The organism is Ruegeria jejuensis, assembly GCF_041537905.1.
Lineage (GTDB): Bacteria > Pseudomonadota > Alphaproteobacteria > Rhodobacterales > Rhodobacteraceae > Ruegeria_C.
In genome coordinates, this window is record NZ_JBGRUO010000030.1 from 12,010 (window position 1) to 34,498 (window position 22,489).

Annotated in this window: 24 protein-coding genes and 1 pseudogene; 3 read left to right on the plus strand and 22 right to left on the minus strand. The window is 55.7% G+C overall.

Going from position 1 to position 22,489, the window contains the following annotated elements; translation table 11 throughout:
• Positions 1-73 precede the first annotated feature (73 nt).
• From AB1E34_RS23495 to AB1E34_RS23545, 11 genes are all read right to left on the minus strand, one after another.
• The gene (locus AB1E34_RS23495) at positions 74-490 is read right to left on the minus strand and encodes a S26 family signal peptidase (RefSeq protein ID WP_372574740.1); all 417 of its coding nucleotides are present in this window, start codon (positions 488-490) and stop codon (positions 74-76) included.
• Complete coding sequence (locus tag AB1E34_RS23500; RefSeq protein ID WP_372574741.1) at positions 477-833, minus strand: TrbI F-type domain-containing protein; 357 nt, start codon at positions 831-833, stop codon at positions 477-479. Before AB1E34_RS23500 ends, AB1E34_RS23495 begins: the two co-directional genes overlap by 14 nt.
• On the minus strand, positions 830-3,403 hold the full coding sequence (locus AB1E34_RS23505) for a TraC family protein (protein ID WP_372574742.1): 2,574 nt from the start codon (positions 3,401-3,403) through the stop codon (positions 830-832). The genes AB1E34_RS23500 and AB1E34_RS23505 overlap by 4 nt, the downstream gene beginning before the upstream one ends.
• Complete coding sequence (locus AB1E34_RS23510; protein ID WP_372574743.1) at positions 3,310-3,558, minus strand: hypothetical protein; 249 nt, start codon at positions 3,556-3,558, stop codon at positions 3,310-3,312. Before AB1E34_RS23510 ends, AB1E34_RS23505 begins: the two co-directional genes overlap by 94 nt.
• Entirely contained in the window at positions 3,555-3,944 is a 390-nt protein-coding gene (locus tag AB1E34_RS23515) for a TraV family lipoprotein (RefSeq protein ID WP_372574744.1), read from the minus strand. The genes AB1E34_RS23510 and AB1E34_RS23515 overlap by 4 nt, the downstream gene beginning before the upstream one ends.
• The gene (locus AB1E34_RS23520; RefSeq protein WP_372574745.1) at positions 3,941-5,212 is read right to left on the minus strand and encodes a TraB/TrbI/VirB10 family type IV secretion system protein; all 1,272 of its coding nucleotides are present in this window, start codon (positions 5,210-5,212) and stop codon (positions 3,941-3,943) included. The genes AB1E34_RS23515 and AB1E34_RS23520 overlap by 4 nt, the downstream gene beginning before the upstream one ends.
• Positions 5,212-5,940: a TraK domain-containing protein gene (locus tag AB1E34_RS23525; RefSeq protein ID WP_372574746.1), complete on the minus strand. Its 729-nt coding sequence runs from the start codon at positions 5,938-5,940 to the stop codon at positions 5,212-5,214. The genes AB1E34_RS23520 and AB1E34_RS23525 overlap by 1 nt, the downstream gene beginning before the upstream one ends.
• A complete protein-coding gene (locus AB1E34_RS23530) occupies positions 5,940-6,494 on the minus strand; it encodes a TraE/TraK family type IV conjugative transfer system protein (RefSeq protein ID WP_372574747.1) in 555 nt (184 codons plus the stop codon). Before AB1E34_RS23530 ends, AB1E34_RS23525 begins: the two co-directional genes overlap by 1 nt.
• Positions 6,494-6,781, minus strand: coding sequence for a type IV conjugative transfer system protein TraL (gene traL / locus AB1E34_RS23535; RefSeq protein WP_372574748.1), 288 nt, complete (start codon positions 6,779-6,781; stop codon positions 6,494-6,496). The genes AB1E34_RS23530 and traL overlap by 1 nt, the downstream gene beginning before the upstream one ends.
• A 71-nt stretch (positions 6,782-6,852) precedes the next feature.
• Positions 6,853-7,152 (minus strand): hypothetical protein, encoded by a 300-nt coding sequence (locus tag AB1E34_RS23540; RefSeq protein ID WP_372574749.1) that lies wholly within the window; start codon positions 7,150-7,152, stop codon positions 6,853-6,855.
• 308 nt (positions 7,153-7,460) lie between these two features.
• Positions 7,461-7,787 carry a hypothetical protein gene (locus AB1E34_RS23545; RefSeq protein ID WP_372574750.1) on the minus strand — a complete coding sequence of 109 codons (327 nt, stop codon included), beginning with the start codon at positions 7,785-7,787 and terminating at the stop codon, positions 7,461-7,463.
• Positions 7,788-8,163: 376 nt separating this feature from the next.
• Between AB1E34_RS23545 and AB1E34_RS23550 the strand changes: the two genes are divergently transcribed.
• Both AB1E34_RS23550 and AB1E34_RS23555 read left to right on the plus strand, forming a co-directional pair.
• Positions 8,164-8,991 (plus strand): acyl-homoserine-lactone synthase, encoded by an 828-nt coding sequence (locus AB1E34_RS23550; RefSeq protein WP_372574751.1) that lies wholly within the window; start codon positions 8,164-8,166, stop codon positions 8,989-8,991.
• 168 nt (positions 8,992-9,159) lie between these two features.
• On the plus strand, positions 9,160-9,798 hold the full coding sequence (locus tag AB1E34_RS23555; protein ID WP_372574752.1) for a helix-turn-helix transcriptional regulator: 639 nt from the start codon (positions 9,160-9,162) through the stop codon (positions 9,796-9,798).
• 124 nt (positions 9,799-9,922) lie between these two features.
• Here AB1E34_RS23555 and AB1E34_RS23560 read toward each other — a convergent pair whose 3' ends face one another.
• The 4 genes from AB1E34_RS23560 to AB1E34_RS23575 form a co-directional block, all read right to left on the minus strand.
• Complete coding sequence (locus AB1E34_RS23560) at positions 9,923-10,216, minus strand: CcdB family protein (protein ID WP_372574753.1); 294 nt, start codon at positions 10,214-10,216, stop codon at positions 9,923-9,925.
• 12 nt (positions 10,217-10,228) lie between these two features.
• On the minus strand, positions 10,229-10,450 hold the full coding sequence (locus AB1E34_RS23565) for a type II toxin-antitoxin system CcdA family antitoxin (RefSeq protein WP_372574754.1): 222 nt from the start codon (positions 10,448-10,450) through the stop codon (positions 10,229-10,231).
• A gap of 330 nt (positions 10,451-10,780) precedes the next feature.
• Entirely contained in the window at positions 10,781-12,178 is a 1,398-nt protein-coding gene (locus tag AB1E34_RS23570) for a reverse transcriptase domain-containing protein (protein WP_372574755.1), read from the minus strand.
• Complete coding sequence (locus tag AB1E34_RS23575; RefSeq protein WP_372574756.1) at positions 12,096-14,147, minus strand: MATE family efflux transporter; 2,052 nt, start codon at positions 14,145-14,147, stop codon at positions 12,096-12,098. Before AB1E34_RS23575 ends, AB1E34_RS23570 begins: the two co-directional genes overlap by 83 nt.
• Before the next feature lie 119 nt (positions 14,148-14,266).
• On the opposite strand from AB1E34_RS23575, the gene AB1E34_RS23580 reads away from it, so the two are divergent.
• Positions 14,267-15,097, plus strand: a complete 831-nt coding sequence (locus tag AB1E34_RS23580; RefSeq protein ID WP_372574757.1) for a T2 family ribonuclease — start codon at positions 14,267-14,269, stop codon at positions 15,095-15,097.
• A 140-nt stretch (positions 15,098-15,237) separates the two neighbouring features.
• Here AB1E34_RS23580 and AB1E34_RS23585 read toward each other — a convergent pair.
• The 7 genes and pseudogenes from AB1E34_RS23585 to AB1E34_RS23615 form a co-directional block, all read right to left on the minus strand.
• Positions 15,238-15,375, minus strand: a pseudogene (locus tag AB1E34_RS23585) (IS6 family transposase); the annotation flags it as partial.
• A 94-nt stretch (positions 15,376-15,469) separates the two neighbouring features.
• Complete coding sequence (locus AB1E34_RS23590; protein ID WP_372574758.1) at positions 15,470-16,624, minus strand: Gfo/Idh/MocA family protein; 1,155 nt, start codon at positions 16,622-16,624, stop codon at positions 15,470-15,472.
• The gene (locus AB1E34_RS23595; RefSeq protein WP_372574759.1) at positions 16,624-17,679 is read right to left on the minus strand and encodes a sugar phosphate isomerase/epimerase family protein; all 1,056 of its coding nucleotides are present in this window, start codon (positions 17,677-17,679) and stop codon (positions 16,624-16,626) included. The genes AB1E34_RS23590 and AB1E34_RS23595 overlap by 1 nt, the downstream gene beginning before the upstream one ends.
• A 27-nt stretch (positions 17,680-17,706) precedes the next feature.
• On the minus strand, positions 17,707-18,765 hold the full coding sequence (locus tag AB1E34_RS23600; RefSeq protein ID WP_372574760.1) for a LacI family DNA-binding transcriptional regulator: 1,059 nt from the start codon (positions 18,763-18,765) through the stop codon (positions 17,707-17,709).
• A 7-nt stretch (positions 18,766-18,772) separates the two neighbouring features.
• The gene (locus AB1E34_RS23605; protein ID WP_372574761.1) at positions 18,773-20,395 is read right to left on the minus strand and encodes a dihydroxyacetone kinase subunit DhaK; all 1,623 of its coding nucleotides are present in this window, start codon (positions 20,393-20,395) and stop codon (positions 18,773-18,775) included.
• Positions 20,396-20,406: 11 nt separating this feature from the next.
• On the minus strand, positions 20,407-21,399 hold the full coding sequence (locus tag AB1E34_RS23610; RefSeq protein WP_372574762.1) for an ABC transporter ATP-binding protein: 993 nt from the start codon (positions 21,397-21,399) through the stop codon (positions 20,407-20,409).
• The gene (locus tag AB1E34_RS23615) at positions 21,392-22,489 is read right to left on the minus strand and encodes an ABC transporter ATP-binding protein (protein ID WP_372574763.1); all 1,098 of its coding nucleotides are present in this window, start codon (positions 22,487-22,489) and stop codon (positions 21,392-21,394) included. Before AB1E34_RS23615 ends, AB1E34_RS23610 begins: the two co-directional genes overlap by 8 nt.

Below are 22,489 nucleotides of genomic sequence, written 5' to 3' on the forward strand. Positions count from 1 at the left end.
TGGTCCAATGGGGGAACGGCATTTCGACGCCAACCGCCTGCACGTCATCCAACGGGATCGGGCCAATCGCCGCTTAGCGGCTGTCAAGACTGTCGGGGCTTTCACCAAAGACGAGAATGGTGCCCTCGGGCACTTCGGTGCCTTGCCAGATGGGGGCAACCACCCGACCGTTCTTCTCAAGCCCCTTCGCGCAGACATCCCGCACGCAAAGCTGCAGGGGCGTGCTGCGAACCGGATCGCCAGCAACGCCAACCACGCGTTTGGTCAGCAGAAGATCCTTACCTTCAAACCTGCCCGCAAGAACCTTCGGAAGCCTGGTTGCGACAATGGCCCCATGCCAGATCGGCTTGGGCCAGGTCACCATGACAAAACCATTGGCGGTCATGCTGTCGGTTGCATTCACGCCGATCCGGCCAGCCGCCATGAAGTAGTAGCCGGTGACGAGCAGCATCAGGGACAGGGCGAAGTATTTGGCCTTAGAATGCCTCATCACGTAGAACCCTTTCCATGACGGGAATTGTGATATCGGTGATGTCCAGATCTGTGCCTGCGACCACGTTGCCGGTGATAACAACGGTTCCAGTCTCGGCCGCAAACGCTTCTACATCGCGCTCCAGGCGCTCGTTGAACACTGGGAGGGCAGCAGCATATTGCTCGTTATCCATCCGACCATCGGCCCAAAGCACGAACATGGTCAGACTTGTATCAGGATCAAAACTAACGATCGCCGGCGCAGCAGTTTTGTGGGAGGCCAAAAGGTACCCAGCCGCAAAAGCCACCTGCAGGGTGATGATGGCGCACAGGCCGATGATCAGAAGGTTGCGCCAGCTCATGACACTTCCCCACGCTCAACAAGTGTCTTGATGGCCTGAACAGTGCTGAGGCCCTGCGACTTGTAATAGTTGATCCGTTCAACGGTTGAGCCCTTGGAAGAATACACAGCGAGCGAGAAGGGATCGAGCAGAAGCCGCCCATAGGCGAACCCTTCGGGCATCTGGATTGCCATCTCGGCAAAGCGCCCGCGCACCGATGTCAGGGACTTGAGCAACATTTTCACCGGGGGTTCGATACTTTTGAGCGCATCGATGCTTTCGGGCTTCTGGGCGAGGAAGATCCGGTAATCGGAGTTCTGCAGGCAGACCGATGCGGCGGGGTTTGCCTCATAGTCGTTCATCGACTGCGTGCCGGTGATTAGCGCACCTGTGTATTTCCGGGCCCGGCGCACAACGCCTTCAATGAAGTTCGCGGTTCCTTCGCCTTTCAGAAGATCCCAGGCTTCATCGATGATGATCGCAACCGGCGTGTCACGGGGCGTCTTGAACATGAGCTCGGTGCCGAGAAACATCACGATCTGCAGGATGGTGGCCTCAAGACCCGCCTGCCCTTTGATGTCGCTCAGTTCAACAACAGTGAATGAGGCATCCAGCGAGATATTGCCTGGCCCTTCGAAATAGTGACCGTAAGACCCACCGCGCGCATACGCATCCAGCTTGCGGACAACATCCGGGAGCCGGGGTTCGTGCTGAGCCGCCTCCAGCAAAGCGTCCCGAACGTCCGTGATCTCGCCTTCCGGCCCCATTTCGTCCCAAACGCGAGAAATCGCGGCTCGAATGTAGTCCTCTTCCACCCCTTCAACACGGGTGGACTTGTGCGCGCCGAGATCCGCCATCGAGGCAACAACGCGGGTGACTAGCTCGATCGCGTCGGTGCGGTACTCGTCCTGGCCCATCGCGTCGCCATCGAGCAGCGAAAAGGGGTTCAGGCGGTTGCGCGTGCTGCCGTCGAAGGCAATGTGCTTGCCGCCAAGAATCTCTACAGTGGTCGCAAACGAATATCCGTCGTCAATGACAAGAACGTGGCCGCCAGCAGTATAGATTCCACAGGCCATTTCCTGCATGAAAACCGACTTACCTGCGCCGGACTTGCCAACCACAGCGGCGTTGTAGTTACCGGAACTGACGAAGTTGTCCCATTGGAACATTTGCCCCTGTCGCCCCAACAGGAGCATGCCGGGTCCTTTGGAATTGCCCATCCACTCACCGTGCACGGGAAGGAAAGCGGCGGCGGCGGCCGATTTGAGCAACCGCATGCGCATTTGGCGCCCAAAATCCTTCATCATCGAAGTGGTGCAGCCGAAGGGATGGCTGGCCATGAAGAGGGGGAGCTGCAGATAGGTATCCTTGGAGAGCTTCACCTTCTGACGGCGATAGATGCTTTCGACTTCGCTTACCGCCATCTGAGCCTCGGTTGGACCGCCCCTGGCGTAAGCTACGATGGTGTAGATGGTCTCAAACAGGCGTTCACCTGCATTGACCTGTCCTGACAGCTCATCAATCTCCTGCTTTTTCTCAGTAAACCGTGGAATGTACTGCCCGAACTTGCTGTTTGCGGCATGTTCGGCCATGCCGCGCTTTTTCAGGAGCAGCGCGCCGCTCTTCTGGTTGCTCATGGACCGAAGCGTGAATGACGTGAGGACGGGACCGAGCGGGCGGTCCATGAGGCGCGGCGGGTCACCATTCAGCGCCATACCGAGGCCAAACACCCATTCACTTGGATATGCGTTGATGGAAGACACGGCAGCCGACATCTCGGGCTTGCCTGAAAACATCAAAGCCTCGCTGCTAACACGGACAGTCGCGCCGGGCAGCTGATAGTTCAGCGGCATCGCCTCGTCATAGGCTTCATCCTGCCAATCCCCAGAGCTTTGTGAGGGGCGGGCGATGTGAAAGACTTCGCGAAGAAAAGCCAAAAGTGAGTGTGGTGGGACATCCTGCGACCAGCTCACGGTTGAAAAGACGCTATTGAGCCCGGTCCTGACCGCGTTCAGCCGCTTTTCGTCCTCCATGCCGACATCGCCCTCAAGCCAGACCGCAAAGAAGATGTGCCGATCAAGAGGAATCGCGCGCGCGCCGCCCTCTTCGACGCCAAAACGAATGCTGTCGAGATGGGCGAGGCGTTGATCGATCATTTCGTCAACAAGCGCGGAGCGGCCGCGCCGTGCGCGCTGCCAGTGCTGGGCAATTGTGTCGATCGCCGGCGACGTCCAGTTGAGCACCTGGAAAAAGGCGTCCGAGGGAAGGTTTGCCGCAAGAACACCTGCGATATTCTCTGCAACGTCCTGGTCCCCAATCGCAGCGCCAACCTCGATTAGAAACCCTGTACCGGTTGCGCCATGGTAGAGCATGGTTTTGGGGTCATAGATCCGCCACGGAAGAATGTCCGAGAGAACGTCGCCTTCCATCAGCTTCGGCTCTTCATCGGTCCAGGGGGCATCGCCAAAAAGACCCGACATGATGTCTCGAATAAAGCTCATTTGGTGCGTTTCCTTTCCCTGCGAGCGGTGGCGTCGGGAGCGCGATGCGGAAAGTTGCGCCCTACCCTGTCGATGAGTTTCCAGGCCCAATCGCGTGCGAACCGCACGTACTCCTCGGGAACCCAGACTGTGACCTCGGCAAAGCCGGCCTTGCGCCTGTCACGACGAATGACCTGCATCCGCGCTGTCTTCTCGGGATGGGCATAGTCTGCGACCTGCTTGTCTTCTGTCTTGTCGTCGCTCATTTGCGCCACTTGCCCTCTTGGATGACGAAATGAACAAACCGGGCTTCGTGAAAAATCCCGCCTTGATCAAGGAAGGGTGCGATCCAAAGCGTTCCGACAACTTCGGGCGACCTGTATGCAGAGGCGTTATAGGGATGCCCACGATCGGAAAGACCGCTCACAAAGCCCTTGCCGGAGAACAGCTGCTCCTGGGTCAGACTCTTGACGGCGGTGTCCTCGGGGCGCTCTGCAACCGACGTGACACCAGATGCACCAGTGCCATCGACGGCAGCGATGGTGGTACAGGGCGAACCCGCCTGTGCCTCGCACAAGAAGTCCGTGTCGGTGTTGGAGCCGGTACAGGCTGAGATAGCCAGTACTGGTATGGCCAATAAGTGTCGTTTCATGATCCAAGTTCCACACCTTCGAGAAAGACGAGTTCGACTTTGGTGCCGCCATAGAGCGACACGACGGGCTGATACTGTTCGGCGCGCTTGATGTGATATTCGGCCAGGGTGTTCGCCGCGCCTTCCAGGCCGCCCGAGAGTGTCCCGAGACCTGCGCCCTTGAGGATCTGGCTGGCGGAGGCGTTTTCGTTGTAAATCCCGGCCGTTGCGGCGGACGAGAAGCCCGAGCCGAGACCACCGATTGCGCCGGCAATCGTGGCGGCTTTCACCTGGGGCCCTGCCCTGCTGGTCACATGGCCGCGAACGCCCTCTTTGCCCGATCCGGACATGTACCCGGCAACTTTCGTCTCAAGCACCTGGCCGGCTCGATTGATGCAGGTCATCGTAATGAGCCGCACCTTGACCCGTTCCGATGAAATGTCGCCGGTGGCTGAGCCCTGTACAGTGCATCCTTTGAGGTTCACACGCGCTGGCGAGGTGTGGCCGACTGCTGCCGTGATCGCGGGGCCGGTGATCCGGAAAATGACCGGTATCGGGTTTTCCCGGTTTGAGACGTTGGTGGCGGCATCGGCGCCCGAAAGAACGACTGCTGGTGCATAGCTGCCAGCAGGAAGATAGTTGCTGAGCGTTTTGATTTCGCGCTCTTCCCCTTCGGCATTCTTCATGGATGCAAGTGTGAAGCTCTGACCAAAGCCGCTCCCCTGCCCTATCGCATCACCCGTCCCGGCGGGTTGTTGTCCTTGAGTGGTGGCATTGCGCCGGGACGGGGTGCGCCGCTCGATAAAGTCCGATCCCGGACCGGTCTGCGCCTGTCTGCGGAGAAGCTGTTCACGCGCCGATGGAACGACATCACCAGATTGAATCGGGCCGGAGCCTACCTGGCCTTTCAACGATTCAAGCTCTTTGGCTTGCGCTTCGATACGGCCCGCCATCTGCAGGAAAACCTCCTCGTTTTCCTGGCGGCTCTTTTCTGCCTCGCGCTGTGCTTGCAGTCTTGATTGATCGAAGAGCTTGCGCTGCTCCTCCAGCTCTTCCTTGAGCGCTGTAATCTGAGCAAGCCCCTGACGAACAAAGGTCAGTTCCGGCGAGGCTGCCGAGCTACGATCCGCGATGATCGTTTCATCGATCGTTGGCTGTGATGACGTGGAGAGACCGGGTGTGGAATCAGGTTTGATGAGCTCCCCAACCAATACGGTGCCACCAATAACTGCACCGCCCAACAGCGCAAGCGCGATATACTGTTTCTTTCTGCGATCCATTTCCGCCATTACTTCGCCCTCACAACGACGACCCAGGACCGTTCACCAGCGGCAAGGCTCTTCTTTTGAACCCAGACCGAAAGAACGCCCTTGCGATAGAAATCCTGTTCGCGGACCTGTCGGGCCCCCTTCCCTGCCGACGCAACGCGCACTTCGCCGACGAGGTCGCCCATCACGTGCGACGCAACGAGCGCGCCATTCCTGGAAGAGCCAGGGCGCGGGCTGCGGATCTTGCTTCTGATTGTCTCACGGGTTGCGTTCGTGAGATCCCCGGCAAATCCGTCCCCGCCGCCAATACTTGTCCCGGCAAAACCACCAGAGTTGGACGAGATGCTTGAAATGGCCTCGGAGGATTGGGTGCCTTTGACCTTGATCAGAACCGTTTGAGTGCTGGCCCGGATCGGCAGTATTTCATAGGCTAGGGTCAGACCCTTTTCGGTGACGATATAGCCGCCCTCTTTCTCCGGCATGCCCTCAGGTCCGACATACCGGAGGAAGAGATCACCGGTGTTTTCGTCATTCTTGACTTGATAGACAGACGTTTCATCGTCATTGACGATCGACGCGATGCGATCCCCTTCGACACTGATCCGTGTAATTCCGGTGATCGACGCCTTGAGGCGAACCAGACCGTTTTCATTGACTGAGAATTTTTGAATAGCGGCAGCAGCGGGATCTACGAGCGCGACGAAGATCAGGAGAGTCGCCAATAGCGCGTTCTGGATGATCTGACGCATCATTCGTCCTCCTTGATTAGACCAATGGACGCGAGGCGGATCGAGCCAGCCTGCGGCTTGAATTTGATGAGGATGCGGCGGTCTTCGCGCGTGATCTGAGTGGTTTCGAGATACGTCGCGAGATCGCCTTCAACGACAACTTCGTAACGTTCAAAGTTGTGCTCGATCTTGCGGGGGAAAAAGACAGTTGAAATCTTGCGCTCAACAACATCGTCCGTGATCTTGTCAAACTTGGCGAGAATGCCCGCGCGCTCAGCGGGCCCAGCAAGACGCTCAAGCGTTGCGCGCCCATACCTGACGGTTTCTGGCGAGCTATTATACATCGCATAGGCCGCATCCATCGCGACCGCTTCAACATAGCGCTTGTCAACAGCACCACGGGCCACCATGCCGTCGCTGACAGTCGAAGGCACAAGAACCACCTGGTTGGATTGGCTATAGAGCTTGGCAGCCATCAGCGCGTTGGTTCCGAGCAGAAGGGCAACGGCACCACCAAGGACAATCATCGCGCGGCGGGAGCGTTTGTAGGCTTTGTCGAGGTTCTGGAAGTTCATTACGCCCTCCACTGACTGACAGCGGAGTCGGGAAACGAGCGGAAGATCGTCACTTCCTTGGGGATGATCCAGTAGAGCAAAGCAAGCAGGCCGCTCAAACCCCGTTCGCCTTTAACACGTTTCCAGAGCAGAAAAAAAACGATGCCGAGCCCTACACCAACAAACGCCTGTTTGCTGAGCAAGCCGAGCATGAACGGTATGCCCGCCACGACCGCTTCGTCTGCCGGAAAGATGAAGAATTGCGGCGGGTCCTGAAGACGTTGCTCCACCTTGATTACCTTAGCCATAACGCGCACCTGTAGAGGAGAACTCCCCGGCCCTGACGGCAGAGATCCGAAAAGCCGGGGAGTTCGTTAGATCACTGAACCGAAATCGGTGCGTGAACGTCGGACGCGATGACCATCGGTTCGAGCATTTCGATCGTTGCGGTAACCGAGCCGAAGCTGCTGAGGGTCGGAAGGCCATAGCCGAGCAGAACGGCAACGCCGAACGCTGCGACGGCAGCCCCCCAACGACCAGTGAACACAACAGTTGCGGCGGCAACGATCACCGACAGGATCAGGATCACATAGCCACCTGCCCCGCTCAGAACTGTGTTCAGATCGCTACCAAGTGCAAAAAAGCCAGCCTCAACACCGGCGTCCGTACCGGCAGCCATTGCCGCTCCGCTCGCCAATGCCACGCCAGCCGCAGTCAGGCCCGTAACGAGCCCCCTCTTCAACATGTTTCGCATTCCCACTGTTCCTTGTTTTTGGATGCTTTGGAGTTGATCGGGCAGTTGCAGTGCCCGTTTGGTCCCGAAGGGTTGCAGCCCTCGGGTTTCCGCCCTTTCGGGGCGAAACTGAATAGATGGACAAAGACACACGACCAAACCCGGCGAATGACAATCGCCTGGGTTGAGTTGTGCATTCAAGAGTTGGGAATTGGGAAACAGTTCCCTGTGTAGCCAGGCGTAGTACGGCTTGGTCAGTTACGACCCGAGTTGGGGACCTTACAAACACCGATTCCCCCCTCTACCATGGGGATACACACGGTGCTCGCGCCGAGGCCCAGAGCGAAACTCGCCACGCCAGCTGCTGTTGTAAAGATGCGATGTTTGAGGCCGCGTTGCAGGATCAACACCTGCCGATACGGGTCTCCGTCCTGTTGGTGAAGAACAAAGAACTTCCACTGACCGCTGACGACACCACGTTCGTGCGTCACCGGCGCAAGGCAATGAACCTCCAAAATGCCGCCATCTTCCAGTGCCTCGCGAAACCCATCCTCCAGTAACACGGGTGTTAGATCTCTCATGTTTTGCTGACTCCATTGCCTGAATGGAGTTAGTACAAACTCGCAGGGGCGATATGAAGTCATTTGTGATCATCATGGTGTACCGATATCAAACACGTGAAATGATATCAACATAATTTTTATAGAGACGAAGCAGTTTTTGACTTGTCTTGAGTTTTCAACACCCTGGGCCTGCACATTTGCTTGCTGGAGGCGGCCACAACCCAAGAGCGTGCGTGTCAAGTTAAGATCGCTGCAGGTAGCCAAAATAGCACCTTGGGTACCCTAGGGGTAATTTTGCGACCGCCGATCTAGACAAAGGTCATGCGTCAAGTTGATGAGAGCAGAGAAGCACGAATACCAACGAGCGATACAATTCAACTAGAGGACGAACTCCATGATCGATGTGAAGATCTTGCCCTTCAACGCAGAAGAAGCGGACCAGGAATACATCGACAAATATTTCAGACTCAGAAAACAGGTATTCATCGACAAAATGGGATGGGAACTGTTCGAGGCAATCGGGTATGAAATGGACGAATACGATTGTCACGCCGCCATATACGCAATCGCGGTGGACACGGTGACCGGTGTAGTCTTGGGTGGGGCCCGCCTTATCCGCACGACTCGCGAAGAGTACAGTTCCTCAATCTGCGTGGAACCGAACTCATACATGATCAGAGACGCCTATCTTCAGAGGATCGAAGGCATCCCAGCAAATCTCTGTTTTTCGCTACCTCCTGTCGACCCTGCCGTGTGGGAACTGACCCGCTTCGTCTCGGTTGGGAACATGAGGGTGGGCCCGCTCATTCTGACAGCGGTAAACGACCACCTTGCGTCAATAGGTGCGCGAGAATGCCTCTTTCTCGGCCCACCGACATTCATGAGAATGGCAAAAATCATGAAGTTCTCGCCCAAACCCTTGGGAAATCTTGTCGCCAACGAGCATGCTACATTCCTTGCATTTTCTTGCGAGATCGTCAGGGAACGTCCGGCAGGTGAGCGGGCAACGAAGAAAGAAAGCGCGAAGAAGACCGGTGCCTTTCCTGTGGCTGAGCTTTTTGATGTGACCCTTGAACGCGTCGGCATCGTATTCAAATGGAACACCGGCGATGAAGAAGTCTCGTGGACTAAGGACCAGGCAGGCGGCGCTGACGCGTCCAAGTACCGCCGGGTAGATCTGCCATCACATTACGCCAGCGGCCCAAAGAGTAATGTTGTCTAATCACATTGGTGGCTTGTCGCGCAACTAAAAGGTGATTACGATCTTTCACTTTGCAATTATAAGAAGTTTCCGTTAAATGACGCTACTCAGAGTCATACTCGCCGACTGATTGAGCCCAATGAAGCGGGAAAAGTTAACCAAATGAATGCTGTGATTGAAAGAGAACCAATGAAAGACCTCAGTCTTTCTATTGGTCTACCCTCGCACATCAAAGGCTACATGGAAGATCGCCAGTGGCTGGCAGTTCTAGCACCTTCTGGCTTCTCACTCGTGATAAACCACACGCCGCACGGCTCCGAGTATTTCGATGCAACCTATTCGGTCGAATGGCAGGAAGAGTATGTGAACCGGATGTACCTGTGGGCTGATCCCGTGGTTCTCTCGACCATTTATGCAGGAAACAACAACAAGAGGTGGTCCGAAATCAAGACGCCCGATGTCATGGGTGTCATGGCCTCCGCCAAAAGACATGGGATGAAATTCGGAGCTCGGATAGCTAGGCGGCGGGGCTATAGAATATCATTCTGCGCACTGGCCCGGGAGGATCGCGAGTTCACTGACGACGAGATCCAAAGTGTTGCGGACTGGTTTGACGCGTTGCTCGATAAAATCGAGACCTCTTTTGAACTGAGCGAAGGCGAGCTTGAGGTGATCAAATGCATCGGCCGAGGGATGACAAGGGAACAGGCCTCTGCTCATCTCAGCGTCAGCTACGGTGCCATCAAAAAGCGCTTGAAGAATGCGAGGACGAAGACAGGATGTTCCACTGATCAGCAGTTGGTAGCTCGACTGGTAAGACGGCTTTGAAACGTTCAGAACGCAGTTCCACAACATAATTTCGCTTACAGCAAATTCGCATGAAACAGTACACAGTCTATTGAACTAGTTGGCGGAATCGGTTGGAAAGGGTGGCTCCTGCCTTGCCTCTATTTCAGACCCCGTCGATCAGGATATCAAGCGCGCGTTTGAGGGCATCCCGCTCCGAGGCCAGCGATGAGACATGGTCCTTCAGCTCTGCGCCCGGCACCGCGGCTAGCTCCTGCACCCGAACGATCCAAGTTTGGCCCGCTACGCTCACGCGTGGAGTCAGACCGGGAAACGCGGCATAGCGCGCCTCTTCACGCAGGGGTGCAACGATGCGGGAAGCCTCAATACCAATCAGGTCGGTTTGCAGATCTACCACAAGCAGCCCTTCGGACAGGCGAAACACATCAAACTGAGCCATGCAGCCCTCCGCTCAGAACGACCGGAACCGGGCTAGAGGCAGGCCGTCGCGCTCCACCTCCTCGGCATAGGCGTCCAATGCGGCACGATTGTCCTGCCGCCAGCGCCGGTTGCGTTCCTCGCGTGCCACTTTTGCAATTGCCGCCTCCGCCACCCGCGACATGTTCAGGCCAAGCGCCCGCGCCTCGCGTGACAGCTCCGCGTCAATGGTCAGGTTCACTTTCACGCGCCCCATGTCAGACTCCGAGTGCATCCGTGTGGTATAGGAGTATAATTAATGCGTGCATTGTTTGCAAGGTTGCCTCCCTGCCCTCTCCGCTTCCGCCGTTGACACGCATCGGCCTGGACCGCTCACGGATACCTCGCTAATCGGTACTTTTCCATGCCGGCTCACACAATAGAGTACCAATTTCCTTCTACTGTGGTTGATCCATGAGTCATGTGAGGGCCGCGGGGATCAACTTAACAACAAGCCGTCCGAAAACCGCAGTCTCTGTGGACAGCCATAGGTGGCGCGAAATCGCGCGAGCCGCGACCCTCGTGGTCTGCATAGCGCTTCATAGCTTCAACGTAAATTTCGGATTGCCACCAAAGACGGTAAACCCATCTGGCGAAGCCGCTCGGGGGGGTAGGATCGAAACCCGATCACTCCTGCACGGCCCGTGATCCGTTGTGCCACCTTTTTGGCAATACGGTTATCAAGGTCCTTCAACACAGCTCGATTTGTGGTGTCTCGGATAAGAGCCTGCGTAATGACCGGAGCAAAAGAGTTTGTCGGTTCCAGAAGCGTTTCGGCACTTTTGACAAGAACGCGCGCGCGCTCCGGCGTCGCGATCCCTGCCAACTCGTTGGACACTTGATCAAGCCGCTTGCAAAAGAACCTGAAAAAGCGGTTGAGACGCTCCTGTGTCCAGCCAAGTGTCCCGGAATGGTGCGCAGCTAGACCGAGAAATTCTATGCTGGAGCGGCCCTTGAATTCAGCCCAATCCTCGAGGGTTTTGCCGGCCCCATTCAAATAACTGCGCTTGGTCTTTTCTGGCTTTCGCGTCACGCCCAGAGTTCCCAGCATCTCGTCAATAGCGGTATCCGCCTCTTTGACAACCTCGGGGTCTTTATGGGCGAACAGAAAGTCATCATTGAAACGGGCAAAGAAGGCGCCTGAATATGCTGTCATGCGAAGGTCGAGTTGATTGATCGCGAGGTTGCTTGTCACGGCGACGACAGGGGTCCCCATGGGAATACCGAAGAGGCGGGAAAACGACGTGCCATCCGGCGCTCGTGTGACCGGGCGGACCAGCCCCATTATCAAGGCCCAGGCGTTTTCCGATATGCCTGATTTGGTGCCCATATCCGCAACCCGGCGCAGCTCTTCCCAGACGATGGCATCCTTGTATACCGGGATATTCTCGCCATAGCGGGTAAAATCCGACTGCATCACGAAGAGGCCGTTCTTGTGCTCGGGCCGTCGGACAAAGCGCGCAAAGTCGGAGAGGGCCGTATAGTTGCTCAGACCCGGTTGATAGGCATAAACGCCAGGCTGCCCCATGATGCGGGCATTTTTCGACAGGACCCTTGCGATGACGGTGCCCACAATCAGGTCCGGCAGGGTCGGACGGTGGGCCGGGCGCCATTTGCCGCCATGTTCCAACATCCACATGTCCACTGGCGAGAGCTCGTATTGGCCGCTTGCCACAGTCTTTGCGAGTAGACGCGCAAGCCGCCGCCGCTTCATATCGATAGCGATATAATTGACACCCAAATAGGCCTCCCGAAAGCTCTGGTTCTTGAGCCGCCGCTTCTCATAGATATGCTGGATCGCACTTTCATAGGCATCCGGGTCTGACAGCACCTTGTCGATGTCCAGTGGCATTTCCATCGTTCTATCCGCCGTCCTTTGCCGCAAGCGCCCCTGCTTGCCAGTTGCGCAGAACCGCCGGCCAAGGAGAGCCCAGCGGCGAGCCATCGCTCGCGCTTACCAGAAATATCATCCGTATCCGCCCGTCGATGACGAGCGGATAGATATTCATGCCCCCATGCGTGACGAACGCGTCGCCTGCTTTGAACGCCCGCAATGCGATCGGCAGAATGGAGCGCAACAGGTCCGGGGAAAACTGGCTCAGTTCTTTTCTGTAGCCATGTGAGTCAAGGTCGATAACGGTTCCATTTGGCCAATAGGTTTTGAATGCACTGACAAGCGCGTCAATATCCGCCTTGTCTCTGGCGTGACGCGCAGTTGGCTTTGTGGGTTTGCCGTGTTTGGGGTGCAGTTGCTCTACCGAATAGAGAGCGCCGCCTGTGTTCGTCACCAGTGAACTTGGCAAGACCGGTTCGGTGTTCTTTGCGTCTGTCGCGAAGTACAGGATCGCGTTGTGCTGCAGCCAAGCCCAGTGTCCGCTTCCGTTCAAACGTTCGTTGAACATCTCACCGATTGAGGCTCGTGCGCTATTGCGAAGCCCGCTCACGAGACGAGCCCGGTAAATTGGCGTTTCGTCCTCAAGGTCAAAAAAGAGCGTTCCAAGATCATGAAGCGATTGCTGCACCGGTGGTGGTTTGCCGATGCTAAACCACCAGTCCGCACATAACAGGATCGCGCAGGCGAGGCAAAACCCGGCCAGAACTTCGAGCAGCTCATAAGGATCGGCAGACTCTCCGACGGCGATCAGAAAGCCTGCCGTTGCAAGCGTGACCACAGAAAGAATGACGCGCGCGTGATATCCCATCGTAAAGGCGCGCATTTGCAACAGACCCAGCCAGGCCCTCACAACGAAGACAGGCAGCAAGGCAATGAGAAAGGTCGCCGAAATATCAGGGTAGACAATCCTCGAAACTGCAAAGGACAACCCCCAAAAGATCGCGGCCAGAATGACTGCCGCCCGCGTCAGCCTGCGAAACAACAGTGCGCGCATCTGTGTGTAGAGCGGTGACAGGCGCAGCCGGACCAGATCGAAATAGAAGAGGGTCGTCCAGGAATAGGCGGCTCGGACAGCCGGAAGAATGAGGTAAAGATACACCCCGAGATGCGGAGAGTTCCAATCAGGGTGCCCGCTGGTGAGTGAAACAGACTGGCCGGCAAAGCTGCTCAGCCCCAGGATCACGAGAACCAGAACGCTGTCCACGCGAAGAGAGAGTCCGGAGATCGCAGAGATCGCGAAAGACCAAAGCGGAAGACCGGAGAGGAAGGCGCGCAGTTCTGACCAGCCAAGTGACAGTTTCGCGCGTATTCCTGTTATCTGGTACATCCGCAGCACATAAACGAGCGAGACCACAAGCGCGCAGGCAGAGGATGCCAGGATCGACACAATCAAGGCCGAAACCGGTGCAATCGGCGTTAGGGCGACCAGCACCGCAATCTGAAGAATTGTCGGGATCACCACCGACCAGAAAGACCGGTAGATCCGTCGTCTGGCATAGATACCCGAATGCAATACCTGCATCGGAAATTGCAGCGCCAGTTCAATCGTGATGACGGCAATGTAAATCGAGATCAGCAATGCGGTCTCGGTTGATCCGGACTGACCATATCTCCAGCCCGTCAGACCAAGCATCCCGATCGCGAAGACGGCACCGATCAGCATCGAAAAGACAAGCCATACCGAAATCTCGGTCCCGGTTCGGTCCGTCGCCTCCTGACCACGGAATGAACGAATGCGTTCTCGCATGACTTCCAGTGCGCCCCACCACGCCCCCCTTATCGTCAGAGCGCCCGCGCGAAACAAGAAGATGAGGATCACGCTGGATGGCGGAAGATGGGCTGAAAGAATAATGAATTCAGCGACATGAACACATAGAACCAGCACCTCGAGCACGATGAGATATCGCAACCTAAAGACAAAGTAAGGGGCTAGGCGATCTATCAGCAGGCACGAATAGAGGGAAACGAGGCGAGACTGTTTTTTTGCCTCGTTTCGAAACCAACTGTCGAGAGCTTCCAAACAAATTTCTCCTGCTTTTGGGCATCGGTGAAGCTGCGCAGTCGATTGGCGTTCGCTAGACTTGCATCTGGGAATTTGCAAGATTGTCACGAGGGATGCAACTTGGTCGCAAAGAGAGCATGGCAAACACAACCAACAAGCAGCATGAGTCTTTTTCTACCTCACGTGGGCATATCGGCGCGCTTAAGTGGTTTTGGCTTGCCTGCTTTTTCATTTCGAGCGCCGCCTTGGCGCAAAACCAGGAGGCGGACCAAAGCTTGTCCGACGAGTCGGGCTTTACCTCAAGTTGTGAGGGCTTTTCGTATTATCGTTTTGTTCAGGATTGGATACCGACGCTTTGCCTGAAAGCGGACTCAACTGCTTGCGACACTTATGACGCGCCCTTTGGCTGGGTCGTCCATGGCCTCTGGCCCGAAGTCGAGAGCACAGAGAAGTATCTTGGACAATGCAAGGGTGAGGCATTCGACGCCGGTCAACTTGATCCGATCGAAGGTGAACTCAAGCGCGTATGGCCCAATCCGATTCTGAAGAAAATCGATCTGGAAGAAAAGTACGAATTCTGGACGTGGAAGCATGAGTGGGAAAAGCACGGTACCTGTGCTGTCAAGTGCGACGCGAACGTCACTTCAATGGAGCAGTATTTCTCGATCGGCGCCAGTCTACATGGTCAGTTTGATATCGCCTCTGCATTAGAGGATGCCGACATTAACCCCAGTGCATCCGGTTCCGGGACGGTGGTCGAGACGTCCAAGGTTGAAGCGGCCATTAGAAACGCCTTCGGTGTCACGCCAGAGCTGCAATGTATCAACAATTCCGATGGGACGAGCGATCTTTTCAGCATCAGTGTCTGTATTGATGCACAAGGCCTGAATGCGATCGAATGTCCGGTTGCGTTGGATTCAACTTACGAGGTCTGCCCTGCCCAGGTGAGTTATCCTCAGCCATCCTGAATTACTTATGTGTCCGCCGGAATCGATTTCGAGCGGCGTTCGATTGTTGAAACTGAACCTGCGTTCGCTTTGGTGAGTCGCATAGCGGAAAACAGTTGACCGTGCGAAGTTCGCGCGTGAGGTCGCGAAGCAAATTCGCCAACATCGATCCCGCGCTGCAACAGCATCTCTTCAACTTCCCGCAGGCTCAGGTTGAAGCGTAGGTAAAGCCACACCGCGTGCGCGATGATCTGAGGAGGAAATCGGTGACGCTTGTAGCAGATTGATGATGACTTCATCGATGTCACCCAAGTCCAAATGCGTGCATGAGCAACCGAACGGCAGTTAACGTGACAACACCCAAGAATCCCGCTGTGCGCTTAGATCCAGATTCTACTCTAACTTGACCCAGGCCGCATTCCTTGAAGAGCTTTGCACGCACGCTGCTACAAACTTAACGCCATTGAGCCCGTCATGGACCGTTGGATAAACAACCGACGTGTCAGCTGAAACCCCGTTTCGGAAAGCTTGGATGGCCTCAGCTGCTTCTCCATAGATATTCGCGAACCCCTCCAGATAGCCCTCGGGATGTCCAGGAGGAACTCTACTTAACCGATTGGCAACATCACCAGCCCCGGCACCATTTCGGGTGATCAAACGTTTAGGTTCGTTATAGGGCGTAAACCATAGGTAGTTAGGATCTTCCTGAGACCACTCCAGCCCACCTTTTTCGCCATAGACCCGCATTCGGAGCGCATTTTCATTGCCAGGAGCAACCTGAGAAGACCACAGCATACCCCGCGCTCCGCCCTCGAAACGAAGCAGGACGTGTGCGTTGTCATCGACTTTGCGCCCCGGCACAAAGGCCTGCAAATCTGCGGCCAGGCTTTCCGCCTTCAGCCCGGTTACAAAGCAGGCGAGGTTGTAGGCGTGGGTTCCGATATCACCGGTTGAACCACCTGCGCCGGAACGTTCAGGATCGGTTCGCCATTCTGCCTGTTTGAAGTCCTGTTGCTCGGTCAGCCAATCCTGCGGGTATTCAACCTGAACCACGCGGATTTTTCCAATATCGCCGTTGGCAACCATTTCACGCGCCTGCCGAACCATCGGATAGCCCGTGTAGTTGTGGGTCAAAATGAACAGGGCGTTTGCACTTTCAGCTGCTTTGACCAGCTTTTTTGCATCGGCAAGGGTCGAGGTGAGTGGTTTGTCACAAATGACGTGAATACCGCGTTTCAGGAACTCACGCGCTGCTACATAGTGAACGTGATTTGGCGTGACGATTGAGACCGCCTCGATCCCAGATTTCAGCCGGGCTTCCCTTATCGCCATTTGTTTGAAGTCTTCATAGACCCGTTCGAGCCCCAATGCCTGCCCACTTTCAAGAGATTTCCCTGGCGTCGAAGACAATGCACCGGCAACCAACTCAAACTTGTGGTCCATTCGCGCCGCAATTCGATGAACGCCGCCTATGAAGGCGTCGTTTCCTCCGCCAACCATGCCAAGGCGAATGCGACCTGAGGTTTCTTCACTGCGTCCTGTGACCATCACTCAATCCCCAGCATTTTGCGATTGGCGGCTTCGTCTGCACCACCATCAGCGAAATCATCAAAGGCTTTCTCGGTCACCCGGATAATATGATCAGACACAAACTGAGCACCCTCACGCGCTCCATCCTCTGGGTGTTTGAGGCAGCATTCCCATTCGACAACCGCCCAGCCATCAAAGTCATTCGCCGCCATTTTTGAGAAGACAGCCCCGAAGTCCACCTGACCATCGCCAAGTGACCGGAACCGCCCGGCACGATCAACCCAGCTTTGATATCCAGAATAGACGCCCTGCCGCCCGGTTGGGTTGAACTCGGCATCTTTCACATGGAACATCCGTATTCGATCCTTGTAGATGTCGATGTTGTCCAGGTAGTCGAGGCATTGCAGGACGTAGTGCGAGGGGTCGTACAACATGCAAGCCCTTGTGTGATTGCCCGTCCGTTCGAGAAACATCTCGTACGTCACGCCGTCATGGAGGTCCTCTCCGGGGTGAATTTCGTAGCAGACATCAACTCCGCATTCATCCGCGTGATTCAGGATGGGCACCCACCTGCGAGCGAGTTCATCAAATGCCGTTTCAATCAAGCCAGCAGGGCGCTGCGGCCAAGGATAGACATAGGGCCAAGCCAACGCGCCCGAGAATGTCGCATGCGCCGAAATACCCAAGTTTTTCGACGCTGAAAGCGCCTTTTTGACCTGGTCGACGGCCCATTCTTGCCTGGCTTTCGGATTTCCTCTAACACTTTCGGCTGCAAAACCATCAAACGCGCTGTCATAGGCAGGATGAACGGCGACAAGCTGGCCCTGAAGGTGCGTTGACAGTTCAGTGACTTCGACACCATTTTCCCTGGCTTTGCCTTTGAAGTCATCGCAGTAACCGATGCTGGATGCGGCCTGTTCCAAGTCGAATAACCGGCCATCCCAGCTGGGAACCTGAACGCCCTTGTATCCACAATCGGCCGCCCATTTGGTGATCGCGTCCCAGGAATTGAACGGCGCTTCGTCCCCCGCAAATTGTGCAAGAAACAAAGCAGGACCTTTGATCGTCTTCATAAAATCTCCTCCCCAAAACCTATGCCTCTACGGCGGCAAATTTTCTTTCAGATAGATGTCGATACGGATACGTTCCTGCGCTTTGTTGAACGGAACTTTGTCCGAAGTCGCACGCAGTAGGCGGATAGCTGAACGAACAATGTGCCCGGTGTCTTGCGAGATCAGAGCGTCAAATGTACCAAGTCTGAGCGCTTCACGACTAAGCGGAGTAAGCTCATGAGCGATGATTACCAGATCTTTGCTGAACTTGTTCTCTGACAGAAATTGGATCAGACCTGCGTTGCCCGCCGCTGACGAATATATTCCAACAAGATCCGGGTAAGTTTCAAAGATCTGGGGCATCATGGTGTAGATCAGATCCGGGTCATCCCGGCCCTCGACAGACGCCACGACTTCGAGATGCGGAAAATCCTCAGCCACAACAAGATCAAAACCCTGGCGACGCTCCAGGTGATCACGTGCCAATCGAGAGCCTGTCAGGACCAACACCTTGCCCTGGCGATGCACAAACCGTCCCATCAGCTGAGCGGCGGTCCGTCCTGCCGAAACATTATCGATTCCCACAAAGTGGTCTCTATCAGAACTCGGCAAGTCAGACACCAGTGCGACCACCGGAACGCCCTTGTCCCTGAGCCTTTTTACTGCGTCGCGGACAGAAGGCGTTTCGGGCCCGAAAACGGCGACTCCATCAACATCCAAACTGTCGACAGCATCCAGAATGTTGACGATGTCTTGCGGCTCAAACGGAGCGACCTTCTTTATTGCAATGCGAGTCCGCTCGATAAACTGGTCACGCGATTGCTCTGCGATCTGACTGCTAATAGCCTCCACAAACTCGTTGTCCGTGTCCGGCAGAACAAAGAGGAAATTGTAAACTCGATTTCGCGCGAGGTTGGCAGCAGCAGTGTCGCGCACATACCCCAGCTCATCAATTGCCTTTTGTACTTTCTGTACGGTCACTGTCCGCACGCCGGGGCGCCTGTTCAAGACCCGGTCAACAGTCGCCAGGCTGACACCCGCAACACGCGCGATGTCATTGACAGTTGGCTTTTTCACCAATTCTATTTTGTGTTTTTGGTCTTCCACGTGATCTTCAGCCCTCGATCTCCCGCGCTAATCCCTCAAACAACAAGGCAACAGCTTCAGCGCCCGGATCGTTATGTCCAACTAGGTTTTCTTCGGGAACATAAGCTGCACGGCCCGCCTTCGCACGGTGAATATTCGCCGTGTTATTCGCACCTTCGCGGGCAGCCTTTGCCGCATGGGACAGCCCGGATGGGAGTGCGGCAAGTGCAGGTGCCAGGGCGTCAATCATTGTCCTGTCACCGACTTTGGCCCCTCCAACTTGGCTAACGCGATTCAGACCTTCCACCAAGGATTTCGGTACAGAAGCCCCGCTCGCACAGGCATCTCCAGCTGCGTTGAAAAAGATTGCGAGTATCACCCCGGAAGACCCGCCCATTGTCTGGCTCAATTCATTGCCTAGCGCTGGAAACAATTGCGTCAAATCAGCGAGTGGCATTCGGTCAAGGCTACCTTGCAATGCTCTTGCAGCAGTCGCCAAAGTGCTGCCTGTGTCGCCATCCCCAGATTTGGCGTCCAACTCGTTCAGGTTCTTCTCAGCATTGATGAGTAGTTCGGACAAACGCGAGATCGTTTCCCTTGTCGCGGGATTGTTCGAAGGAATTGGATCGATCGGAGTCAGCCCATCAGGCAAAGGTGCTACTTTTATTGAATCGATGGAATTAACGCCAGGCCAAGCCGCCAGCTCAACAGGAGCTTCAAGCGCAGACAAATCGTCCTGATCTACAGGCAGAATAGAAACAGAAAACCCGTGCATATCCAGCGATGTCATCATTGGTGCAGGGCCAATGATATGGCGGGCAATACCAGTTTCAGACAAAGCATGCGTGAGGACAGCCATTTCTAGCGGAGTTGTAGAACCGAGGTTGTTGACCAGTGCCACACAATCCCCAGACCCCACCCTTTGCTTCAGCTTTTCCACCACTGTGGACATGGCCGATACAGCATTCGAGAATTCCACCTGCTGTACACCGGGCTCGCCATGGATACCCAGGCCAAGTTCCGCTTTGCCGGGCGCAATCCTGTCTTCTTTCGGAGAACCCGGAACGGTACAGGTGTCCAGGCTCATACCGATGCTGACGACCTTCGCGATGGTGTTTCTTGCTGCGTGGCTAATGGTTTGTAGGTCAGCACCCCTTTCAGCAAGTGCGCCGGCAATTTTGTGTACGAACAGAGTTCCTGCCACGCCGCGTGGTTGCGGAAGGTCGGGCAGGGCGATGTCATCATCCACAACGACCATCTCCACCCTGCGGCCCAATGCTCTGGAGCGCTCGGCTGCCAGGCCGAAGTTCAACCGATCGCCAGTGTAATTCTTGACGATAAGCAAACACCCAGCCTCACCAGTTACCGCAAGAATGCCCGCCAGAACCGCCTCAACCGACGGGGACGCAAACACTTCCCCGCATACCGCTGCTGTCAGCATACCGGCGCCAACAAAACCTGCATGGGCAGGTTCGTGACCAGACCCTCCGCCAGACACCAAAGCGACCTTCGACTTGTCCCAATCCGACCTGTAGACAACCTTGATGTGAGGGTAGCCGTCCAGCCTGGTAAGTTGCCCTCCTGATGACGCCAGAAGACCGTCTATGGCCTCTGTCACCAAGGTTTCTTTTGTGTTGAGGAACTGGGCCATGCTTTTGCTCCTTAATTCACGCGCGCGCCAGACGCGTCAAAATACAGTGCGTTGTGGGGGCGGATTTTTATGACTTTTCCAGAGGGGTAGCCATGATGGACATCGATCAAGGTCACAACCGGGTGGCCGTTTAAGTCTAGGTGCAGACGCGTTTGATCTCCCAGATGCTCAGCACGTATCACACGCGCATCACTTCCTTCACCTTCGATGATGTTTTCCGGGCGAAGACCAATCTGCGGGCCTTTGTGATCCCCTCCGAACAGCTCGGACGGCAGGATATTAATCCGCGGCAGCCCCAACCGGCTGGCGACGTAAACACTGCCTGGATTTTCATAGATGTCGCGAGGTGTGCCGTACTGAACCAACCTGCCGTTTTCCAAAACGCCGATATGCGTCGCCATTGTCATGGCTTCGACCTGATCATGGGTCACGTATAGTAAGGTTGATCCCAGGTCCGCCTGAATTCTCTTCAGTTCCACCCGCAAATCTGCCCGAAGCTTGGCATCCAAAGAACTGAGCGGTTCATCCATGAGAAAGATCTGTGGATCGCGCACCAAAGCCCGCCCGATCGACACCCGCTGCATTTCGCCGCCGGAAAGCTCGGTCGCTTTGTTATCCATTTTGTGTGGGATCTGCAGGATTTCCGCGACCTCGTTTACCTTCCTGCTGATCTCGTCTTCCGGCGTCCGAAGGATCGGAGATCGCAGAGGAAACGACAGGTTCTCGCGCACTGTCATATGCGGATAAAGTGAGTATTGCTGGAAGACCATCGCCACATCCCGCTGAGCGGGTGTTTCAAGTCCAACGTCCCGGCCAGCAATGCGAACGGAGCCCGCATCCAGTTTCTCAAGTCCCGAGATCAGTCTCAACGTCGTCGTTTTTCCGGCACCGGTTGGACCTAGCAGCACCACGAAAGCACCGTCAGGGATTGTCATCGAGATATCGTCAACTGCGGTCACGTTGCCGAACGATTTTGAGATGTTTTCCAAAACGACTTCAGCCATTGCCAATCACCTCATCGTTCAGCGCGGACCTCAACGCCTTGCCCGAAGACTTATCAAACAGCGTGACAGTCTGGGACCGGAACTCCAGCCCCACGGTTTCACCGGGGCTGACCGTTTCGCGCGCATCGATCCGGGCCTTGAGTTCGCCATTGGGGCTTTGCAGCGTTACGATCTGGGTCGTGCCCAAGTATTCTGCTGCAAGCACCTTGGCACGGTAACCGCTTGTGTCGGACAGAAACACATGCTCGGGCCGAACACCAAAGACCAGATCACCTTCAGCCCCTTCCATCAATATTGGAACAGCCTCATCATGGCCGTTCAATCGCACTGCTTCAGTGCCGGGCGCAACCTTGCCCTGAAACGGCAGGAAGTTCATTGACGGGGACCCGATGAAGTCAGCCACAAACATGGTCGCTGGTTTGTCATATATTTCCTGAGGCGTACCGAATTGCTCAATCACGGCGTTATTCATCACAACGATCTTGTCGCCCATTTGCATGGCTTCAAGTTGATCATGCGTGACATACACGGTGGTCGCGCCCATGCGATCATGCAGCGCGCGCAGTTCTTCGGCCATATGCTCGCGAAACTCAGCATCCAAAGCGCCAAGCGGCTCGTCCATCATGAACGCCTTGGGCTCACGCACAATCGCGCGACCCAGCGCCACGCGCTGCCTGTCGCCGCCTGAAAGTCCACCTACCGGACTGTCAAGAATGTCTGTTATTCCTAGAATTCCAGCGACTTCCTCCACTTTGGCTTTTACGGCAGCACGCGGCATACCCTGCGATATCAGTGGGTAGCTGATATTCTTGCGAACATTCATGTGCGGATACAGCGCGAACATCTGGAACACGAAGGCAATGTCTCGCTCTGAGGGTGGCCGCTGGCTGATTTCTTCGCCGTCTAGGTAGATCTCGCCAGATGTGGGAAGCTCCAAACCTGCGATCATCCTTAAAGTCGTCGTTTTTCCGCAACCGGATGGCCCCAGCAGCATGAAAAACTCACCGTCTTCAATCGTGAACGAGCTTTCGCGGACGGCCGTGAAGTCGCCGAACATCTTTTTTACGTTTTTAACTGAGATCTGGGCCAT

Coding starts and splice junctions, on each gene's coding strand:
- AB1E34_RS23560 (WP_372574753.1), bottom strand. CDS start 10,216: ATGGCTCAGTTTGATGTGTTTCGCCTGTCCGAAGGGCTGCTTGTGGTA.
- AB1E34_RS23510 (WP_372574743.1), bottom strand. CDS start 3,558: ATGAGCGACGACAAGACAGAAGACAAGCAGGTCGCAGACTATGCCCAT.
- AB1E34_RS23565 (WP_372574754.1), bottom strand. CDS start 10,450: ATGGGGCGCGTGAAAGTGAACCTGACCATTGACGCGGAGCTGTCACGC.
- AB1E34_RS23525 (WP_372574746.1), bottom strand. CDS start 5,940: ATGCGTCAGATCATCCAGAACGCGCTATTGGCGACTCTCCTGATCTTC.
- AB1E34_RS23610 (WP_372574762.1), bottom strand. CDS start 21,399: ATGGCTGAAGTCGTTTTGGAAAACATCTCAAAATCGTTCGGCAACGTG.
- AB1E34_RS23520 (WP_372574745.1), bottom strand. CDS start 5,212: ATGGCGGAAATGGATCGCAGAAAGAAACAGTATATCGCGCTTGCGCTG.
- AB1E34_RS23580 (WP_372574757.1), top strand. CDS start 14,267: ATGGCAAACACAACCAACAAGCAGCATGAGTCTTTTTCTACCTCACGT.
- AB1E34_RS23570 (WP_372574755.1), bottom strand. CDS start 12,178: ATGGCTCGCCGCTGGGCTCTCCTTGGCCGGCGGTTCTGCGCAACTGGC.
- AB1E34_RS23595 (WP_372574759.1), bottom strand. CDS start 17,679: ATGAAGACGATCAAAGGTCCTGCTTTGTTTCTTGCACAATTTGCGGGG.
- AB1E34_RS23500 (WP_372574741.1), bottom strand. CDS start 833: ATGAGCTGGCGCAACCTTCTGATCATCGGCCTGTGCGCCATCATCACC.
- traL (WP_372574748.1), bottom strand. CDS start 6,781: ATGGCTAAGGTAATCAAGGTGGAGCAACGTCTTCAGGACCCGCCGCAA.
- AB1E34_RS23515 (WP_372574744.1), bottom strand. CDS start 3,944: ATGAAACGACACTTATTGGCCATACCAGTACTGGCTATCTCAGCCTGT.
- AB1E34_RS23540 (WP_372574749.1), bottom strand. CDS start 7,152: ATGGCTGCCGGTACGGACGCCGGTGTTGAGGCTGGCTTTTTTGCACTT.
- AB1E34_RS23550 (WP_372574751.1), top strand. CDS start 8,164: ATGATCGATGTGAAGATCTTGCCCTTCAACGCAGAAGAAGCGGACCAG.
- AB1E34_RS23615 (WP_372574763.1), bottom strand. CDS start 22,489: ATGGCCCAGATCTCAGTTAAAAACGTAAAAAAGATGTTCGGCGACTTC.
- AB1E34_RS23590 (WP_372574758.1), bottom strand. CDS start 16,624: ATGGTCACAGGACGCAGTGAAGAAACCTCAGGTCGCATTCGCCTTGGC.
- AB1E34_RS23530 (WP_372574747.1), bottom strand. CDS start 6,494: ATGAACTTCCAGAACCTCGACAAAGCCTACAAACGCTCCCGCCGCGCG.
- AB1E34_RS23495 (WP_372574740.1), bottom strand. CDS start 490: ATGAGGCATTCTAAGGCCAAATACTTCGCCCTGTCCCTGATGCTGCTC.
- AB1E34_RS23545 (WP_372574750.1), bottom strand. CDS start 7,787: ATGAGAGATCTAACACCCGTGTTACTGGAGGATGGGTTTCGCGAGGCA.
- AB1E34_RS23555 (WP_372574752.1), top strand. CDS start 9,160: ATGAAAGACCTCAGTCTTTCTATTGGTCTACCCTCGCACATCAAAGGC.
- AB1E34_RS23605 (WP_372574761.1), bottom strand. CDS start 20,395: ATGGCCCAGTTCCTCAACACAAAAGAAACCTTGGTGACAGAGGCCATA.